This is a genomic window from Streptococcus sp. 1055 (assembly GCF_013276815.1).
Taxonomy (GTDB): Bacteria; Bacillota; Bacilli; order Lactobacillales; family Streptococcaceae; genus Streptococcus; species Streptococcus pseudopneumoniae.
Genome location: NZ_VMLT01000160.1, coordinates 1 through 6,926, shown reverse-complemented (window position 1 = coordinate 6,926; position 6,926 = coordinate 1). Strand labels below are relative to the sequence as shown.

General features: G+C 39.7%; 10 protein-coding genes and 1 pseudogene. 10 read left to right on the top strand and 1 reads right to left on the bottom strand.

What is annotated here, in order from left to right; genetic code table 11:
* Positions 1–202 (top strand): annotated as a pseudogene (locus tag HT699_RS11935) (hypothetical protein); the annotation flags it as partial.
* Here HT699_RS11935 and HT699_RS11285 read toward each other — a convergent pair.
* Complete coding sequence (locus tag HT699_RS11285) at positions 199–540, bottom strand: metal-sulfur cluster assembly factor (protein WP_001206380.1); 342 nt, start codon at positions 538–540, stop codon at positions 199–201. The pseudogene HT699_RS11935 and the gene HT699_RS11285 sit on opposite strands and share 4 nt — an antisense overlap.
* Positions 541–663: 123 nt before the next feature.
* On the opposite strand from HT699_RS11285, the gene rgg reads away from it, so the two are divergent.
* The 9 genes from rgg (at position 664) to HT699_RS11240 (ending at position 6,835) form a co-directional block, all read left to right on the top strand.
* On the top strand, positions 664–1,515 hold the full coding sequence (gene rgg / locus HT699_RS11280; protein WP_023935383.1) for a quorum-sensing system transcriptional regulator Rgg: 852 nt from the start codon (positions 664–666) through the stop codon (positions 1,513–1,515).
* Between the two features lie 200 nt (positions 1,516–1,715).
* Entirely contained in the window at positions 1,716–2,963 is a 1,248-nt protein-coding gene (locus HT699_RS11275) for a hypothetical protein (protein WP_023935381.1), read from the top strand.
* Between the two features lie 76 nt (positions 2,964–3,039).
* Positions 3,040–4,320 (top strand): histidine--tRNA ligase, encoded by a 1,281-nt coding sequence (gene hisS, locus HT699_RS11270; RefSeq protein WP_138701477.1) that lies wholly within the window; start codon positions 3,040–3,042, stop codon positions 4,318–4,320.
* Complete coding sequence (locus HT699_RS11265; RefSeq protein ID WP_138701476.1) at positions 4,320–4,784, top strand: hypothetical protein; 465 nt, start codon at positions 4,320–4,322, stop codon at positions 4,782–4,784. Before hisS ends, HT699_RS11265 begins: the two co-directional genes overlap by 1 nt.
* Before the next feature lie 9 nt (positions 4,785–4,793).
* Positions 4,794–5,000: a helix-turn-helix transcriptional regulator gene (locus HT699_RS11260; protein WP_001176227.1), complete on the top strand. Its 207-nt coding sequence runs from the start codon at positions 4,794–4,796 to the stop codon at positions 4,998–5,000.
* Positions 5,000–5,197 (top strand): hypothetical protein, encoded by a 198-nt coding sequence (locus HT699_RS11255; RefSeq protein ID WP_050253606.1) that lies wholly within the window; start codon positions 5,000–5,002, stop codon positions 5,195–5,197. The genes HT699_RS11260 and HT699_RS11255 overlap by 1 nt, the downstream gene beginning before the upstream one ends.
* Positions 5,198–5,199: 2 nt before the next feature.
* Positions 5,200–5,934: a DUF3169 family protein gene (locus HT699_RS11250; protein ID WP_000730279.1), complete on the top strand. Its 735-nt coding sequence runs from the start codon at positions 5,200–5,202 to the stop codon at positions 5,932–5,934.
* 11 nt (positions 5,935–5,945) lie between these two features.
* Entirely contained in the window at positions 5,946–6,587 is a 642-nt protein-coding gene (locus HT699_RS11245; protein ID WP_000771243.1) for a type II CAAX endopeptidase family protein, read from the top strand.
* Positions 6,588–6,604: 17 nt separating this feature from the next.
* Positions 6,605–6,835: a hypothetical protein gene (locus tag HT699_RS11240; RefSeq protein ID WP_166730674.1), complete on the top strand. Its 231-nt coding sequence runs from the start codon at positions 6,605–6,607 to the stop codon at positions 6,833–6,835.
* The last annotated feature ends 91 nt before the right edge of the window (positions 6,836–6,926 follow it).

The following is a 6,926-nucleotide window of genomic DNA, read 5'->3' as shown; positions in this document are numbered from 1 at the left end:
TTTATACTCAATGAAAATCAAAGAGCAAACTAGGAAGCTAGCCGCAGGTTGCTCAAAGCACTGCTTTGAGGTTGTAGATAAGACTGACGAAGTCAGCTCAAAACACTGTTTTGAGGTTGCAGATAGAAGTGACGAAGTCAGTAACCATATCTACGACAAGCCGACGCTGACGTGGTTTGAAGAGATTTTTGAAGAGTATTAACGAGGTGGTAGTCCAAGGGCAATACGGCCGTAGCGACTGATTCGTGTAATCTTCCAAGCAGGCGACCAGGTAACTTCAACCTTGACATCTTCGATACCCTCGATTTGTTTCAGACCTGCCACGATTTCGATAGGCAAGCTTTCGGCACAATCGCAGGCTGTGTCAGTGAAGGTCATGACAATCTTACAGAGACCTGTTTCATCCAGATTGATTTCATAAATCAGCCCTAGATTGTAAACATCCAATTCCACATCTGTATCAAAAACCTTCTCTAGTTTTTCGATAATTTGGTCTTGCAAGGCCAAAGCGCGGTCATTGATTTTGATATCCTCTCTCATTACAGTCCCTCCACGTGATAAATATCCTCTATTTTCTCATAATTCTGACAATTTGGCAAGTTTTTGATGAATTTTCTGAAAAATATGATAAAATGAAGAAAATACGGAATCAAGGGGATGCCTATGGAGCAGATTGGAAAAGTCTTTAGACAATTACGAGAGTCAAGAAATATCTCGCTGAGACAAGCAACTGGGGGACAATTTTCGCCGTCTATGTTATCTCGCTTTGAAACTGGTCAGAGTGAGCTTTCGGTGGAAAAGTTTTTATTTGCCCTAGAAAATATATCTGCCAGTGTAGAGGAAATCCTCTTTCTGGCGAGAGGTTTTCAGTATGATACAGATTCTGAGTTGAGAAAAGAAATCATAGATGTCTTGGATCCAAAGAATATAGCACCGCTTGAGGACTTGTATCGCAAGGAGTATCAAAAGCATGCGCATTCTCAAAACAAACAGAAACATATTCTGAATGCCATTATTATCAAGTCTTATATGAAGAGTCTGGATGAAAGGGTAGAGTTAACAGCAGAGGAAGGGAAAGTCCTTCATGATTACCTGTTTTCTACCGAGATTTGGGGAATCTATGAACTCAATTTATTTTCAGTCAGTTCACCATTTCTATCTGTTTCTCTTTTCACTAGGTATGTTAGAGAGATGGTACGTAAATCTGATTTCCTAATGGAAATGTCTGGCAATCGAAACCTTTTTCACACTATACTATTGAATGGTTTTTTAGTCAGCATTGAGTGTGAAGAATTTACCAATGCCTCTTATTTTAAACGTGTTATCGAAGAGCATTTCTACAATGAAAATGAAACCTATTTCCGAATTGTCTATTTGTGGGCTGAAGGTCTCTTTGATAGCAAGCAAGGTAGAGTCAAGGAAGGTCAGAAAAAGATGGAAGATGCTGTCCGTATTTTTGAGATGCTTGGTTGTAATAAATCTGCCGAATACTATAGAAAAACGACCGATTGTTGAATATCTGCAAACTAAGAAAATTATTTGAAATTTGAAGCGATAGAACTGTAGGGCTCTCTCAGGTCAGTAAAGCAGTTTTATCGTTTCTTTTTGCTCATTTTATTTGTTGCATATATTCAAGAGTTCTCCCTCTCAAATTTCTAAGTGCTATACTATAGTCATACTTCATATAGAAGTTCGAACAAGAAGGGAGATTATCTATGAAACTATTGTTTAGAAATCCAGCTTATCGACTCTTGACTTTGTCACGCTTCTTCAATGCTTTTGGTGCTTCGATTTTCAACCTGGTCTTTATCGTCTATGCATCGACCCTGCCACAGGCCTCCTTTGCTGTTGCTATGGCGAATATTGTCATGATTATTCCGACTCTCTTTACAGTTTTTGTAGGGATTCGGGCAGATTACACAAGGGACAAGGTCAAATGGATGGTCTATAGCGGTTTGTTTCAGGCGGTTTTATTTTTTCTGGCAGCCCTAGTTGTCCAGCAAGCTAGTCTCTTTGCCTTTTCTAGCCTGTGTTTAATCAATGTCATTAGTGATGTCATCAGTGATTTTGCAGGTGGCTTGCGCATGCCTCTTATTAAGGAAAAAGTAGCTGAAAATGATTTGATGGAGGCTTACTCTTTTTCCCAATTCATCACCTATATTTCAGCTATTGGTGGTCAAGCTTTCGGAGTCTGGCTCTTAGGGCTATCGGTCAACAATTTTTCCCTCGTTGCGGGAATCAATGCCTGTTTTTTCCTAGTATCAGCCTCTGTTCTCTTTTTAGGAAAAAGCAAATTGAGCCTGTCAATGTCATCTGCTGATGGTGAAAACCTAAAAAATGAGAAGCTTTCTATCAAAGACCAGTTCCTAACAATTTACCGAAATTTACGTCTCGTTTTTCTTAAAAGTGGACAGAAAAACTTTGGTTTTATGCTCTTTGCTGTCTTGCTTATCAATGCCTTGGGTGGCGCTTTAGGAAGCATCTATAACATCTTCTTTTTGAGCCATTCTCTTTTGGACTTTTCTTACACAGAGGCATTATTTATCAGTCAATTCTGTGCTTTGTTAGCAATCATCATCAGTAGCCTTACGGGCAATGATTATTTTGGGAAGCAGTCCTTGCCTAGATTGATGATGTGGGTGACCGTAGGACTCAGTCTAGTTGGTCTAGCTAATTTATTCAATCAAGTCGTACTTGGTTTACTATTTCTATGTTCAACTCTGTATGTGTCTGGTAAAGTTCAACCAAAGATTAGTGCCATGCTCCTGAAAAATCTAGCTCCAGAGGTTCTAGCTCGTACCAGTAATTTTTTAGGTTTATTGTTTACCTTATCCATACCTGTGGGAACAGCTTGTTTTTCACTTATAGCTGTATGGAATATACAGTTGACTTGGATGCTATTTGTTGGTCTTTCCTTGCTGGCTATTCTTTTGACAGTTATTAATCTCAAAAATGATATCTAAATCCTAATTTTTTCTCACTGTTTTAATCCCTTTATTTATGGTAAAATAAGACTATTAAGTTTAAAGAGGATTCCCTATGAAATTACAAAAACCAAAAGGAACGCAGGATATTTTACCTGCTGAGTCTGCCAAATGGCAGTACGTTGAGGGCTTTGCCCGTGAAATTTTCAAGCGCTATAACTATGCGGAAGTGCGCACGCCCATTTTTGAGCATTACGAGGTTATCAGTCGCTCTGTCGGAGATACAACGGATATCGTAACCAAGGAAATGTACGACTTTTATGACAAGGGTGACCGCCATATTACCCTCCGTCCAGAAGGAACTGCGCCCGTTGTCCGTTCCTATGTGGAAAATAAACTCTTCGCCCCAGAAGTGCAAAAGCCAAGCAAGTTCTACTACATGGGCCCTATGTTCCGCTATGAGCGTCCACAGGCAGGGCGTTTGCGCCAGTTCCACCAGATTGGTGTTGAGTGTTTTGGCTCTAGCAATCCAGCTACCGATGTGGAAACCATCGCTATGGCAGCCCATTTCTTGAAAGAAATCGGCATCCAAGGTGTCAAATTGCACCTTAACACTTTGGGAAATCCTGAGAGCCGTGCGGCCTACCGTCAAGCCTTGATTGACTATTTGACACCGCTCAAGGAGACCTTGTCTAAGGATAGCCAACGTCGCTTGGAGGAAAATCCTCTCCGTGTCTTGGACTCTAAGGAAAAAGAAGACAAGGTGGCAGTGGAGAATGCGCCGTCTATCTTGGATTTCCTTGATGAAGAAAGCCAAGCCCACTTTGATGCCGTCCGTCAGATGTTGGAAAATCTTGGAGTAGACTACATCATCGATACCAATATGGTGCGTGGTCTGGACTACTACAACCACACCATTTTCGAGTTTATCACTGAGATTGAGGGCAATGACCTGACAGTCTGTGCGGGTGGTCGTTACGATGGTTTGGTTTCTTACTTTGGAGGCCCTGAAACTGCTGGCTTTGGTTTTGGACTTGGTGTAGAGCGTTTGCTTCTCATTCTTGAAAAGCAAGGTGTGGCCCTCCCTATTGAAAACGCCTTAGATGTTTATATCGCAGTCTTGGGTCAAGGAGCAAATATCAAGGCCTTGGAATTGGTACAAGCTCTTCGCCAACAAGGTTTCAAAGCAGAGCGCGATTACCTCAACCGTAAGCTCAAAGCTCAATTCAAGTCAGCCGATGTCTTTGCGGCTAAGACCCTCATCACCCTAGGAGAGAGCGAGGTCGAAAGCGGACAAGTGACAGTCAAGAACAACCAAACCCGAGAAGAAGTGCAAGTGTCACTTGAGACAATCAGCCAAAACTTTTCAGAAATCTTTGAAAAATTAGGCTTTTAATAGTAGAAAAACTGGTCAGGACCTTACTCCTGACCTTTTTCTTTTGCAAAATGACAAAAATCATAAACTTTTTGACAAATATGCTTGTCAAAAAGAAAAAGATGTGTTACAATATAAGCAAGTTAAGAGAAAAGGAGCAGGGAACGATTATGTGGGCATTAGGATTTGTACCTCTTGTGATTATGTTTTATCTCTATCATACCCAAAGGGTCAAGAAATTAGAGAATAAAATCAAAAGAATTGAGCAAAAACAGAAAGGAAATAAAGAAATGTCAAGATTATTAAAAGAATTGATTGGGAAAACACCGACAATCGTTGGACAAGTTTTTGGAACAGATAACTGGGAAGTTGTGGATGTTGATGAGGAATGGGTCAAGCTACGTCGTGTTAATAAAAAAGGAAAAGAAAAATTCAAACTACAACGCATTGAGGATATCCAAACTGTTGAATTTGACGGAAAGTAGGTGTGTGACATGCAACTAAAAAATCGTCTAAAAGAGCTTCGAGCTCGCGATGGTCTCAATCAAACCGACCTAGCCAAGCTGGCAGGGGTTTCCAGACAGACCATTAGCCTACTAGAACGGGATGAGTACACCCCGTCCATTATCATTGCCCTGAAAATATCTCAAATTTTCAACGAAACAGTCGAATCGGTATTTCGCTTGGAGGAGGACGAGTGATGAACAAGTATAAAGTGATTTATTATGTAGTTGCCATAGCTCTATTAGTCAGCCTATGTCTACTAATTGGAACAAATCTAGGATGGTTTGATCTCTATTACAGCGACCAATTTATCTGGGCCTACTTTGCTCTTATCCCAGTCGTTGACTGGATTGAAAAGAAATCCAAAAATCTAGCAAGTGAAAAAGGAGAATGAATATGAAAAAGAAACGTAGATTGTTATTTTTGATGTCTATTGTCTTGGGGGGGTTCTTGGGCATGTTTGTAGGGATGTTTAAGGCACGTGTCGAATCCCACGAAATTATTTTAGATGTAAAAGCCTTGATGCCATGGATATCAGCTATTTGTTTACTGATAGGTTTCATTAGTATGTTTTTGACTTTCAATTTCTTAAAGAAAAGCAGAAAATTTCATTCCTTGTATCAAGAGGAAATGGATGACGATCTGAATGAAACCTATTATGTGCAAATGTACCGGAATCTTGAGTTTGGAACCATTGCTTTTAATATTACAGGTGTAGCGATTCCATTGGCTATTTTTATTTCATTAAGTGAGGTGATTATATTGCATACAAACCCTCAAACATTTTTCCTTTCTTTCTTACTCTTTGTGGTATTCTTAGTCGCTCAAAAATCTCTTTTTAAAACCATTGCGATTGTTCGTCAGTTTGATTTGGAATTTTTCGCTACACCAAAGGATGTCTTGAACTATATAAATTCTTATGATGAAGGGGAGCGTCAGGCTAATTTGGAACAGAGTTTTCGAATTTTATTCCAATTACACCAATATGTCTTACCAGCCTTATATATTTTTCTTATTATCATTTCTTTCTTGACAGGAGAGATTCAGTTACTAGCTTTCTTGCTTGTAGGAGCCATCCATGTTTATATCAATGTGATGCAGTTACCTATGGTAAAACGTTATTTCAAATAAAGGAGTTATTTATGAAATTACTTAAAAACCTTGGCTGGATTCTTCTAGCCCTTCTATCCTTTTTATTTATCTATGGCTTTATTCAGGGGCTCGCGACTGCGTCGCTTGCTTTAGGCGCTTCACCCTATGCTGTTACTCTACTCTATGTGGTCTTGGCTGGAGTATATGTGTACGGCATTTACAAATGGTATCAGAAAGCTCCTGTTTATATTGAGAAGAGCGGCTTTAACCGATTTATTTGGCTTCCTGCCTTGGTTTGGTTCTTATCTCTGGTCGTTCAATTCTTCTTGCCAGATGATCCTTCAGTAAATCAGCAAATAGCGACAGACTTGACCTTGTCTCAACCACTTTTCTCATTCTTTGCTGTGGTTATTTTTGCTCCTTTGACGGAAGAGATTGTTTTTAGAGGGATGTTAGCACGCTATCTCTTTCCTAAGCAGGACAATAGTAAACGAACCCTGATTTTTCTTCTGGTATCTAGTCTTCTATTTGCCTTGATTCATTTTCCAGGTGATGTGCAACAATTTTTTGTCTATTTTAGCCTTGGTTTTAGTTTGGGTTTGGCTTACATTAGCAGAAAAGGTCTGGTCTACAGTATTTCTCTTCACGCTTTGAATAATTTAGTCGGCTTTTTGATGATTCTCATGCTATAATAGAGTCAGGAGGTCACATGAAACGAGTAATTTTATTAGCAGTGATTCAGGCAGTCGTTCTATTTTTCATCATTGGAGCGCTAGCTTATGCCTTCAAAGGCGATTTCTTCTATAACTATCTAGTAGTTGTCTTTGCTCCTATTGCAGGTGTACTGCGTTTTGGGACGGCTTACATAACGGAAATTGTCTTGCCTCGAAAGGCAGCCGAAATTGCTGAAAAGCGTAAAGCAGGCAAAAATTCAAAATAAGAGAGTCCGGTGAAGTTCATCGGATTTTTGTATTATACTCAATGAAAATCAAAGAGCAAACTAGGAAGCTAACCGCAGGTTGCTCAAAACA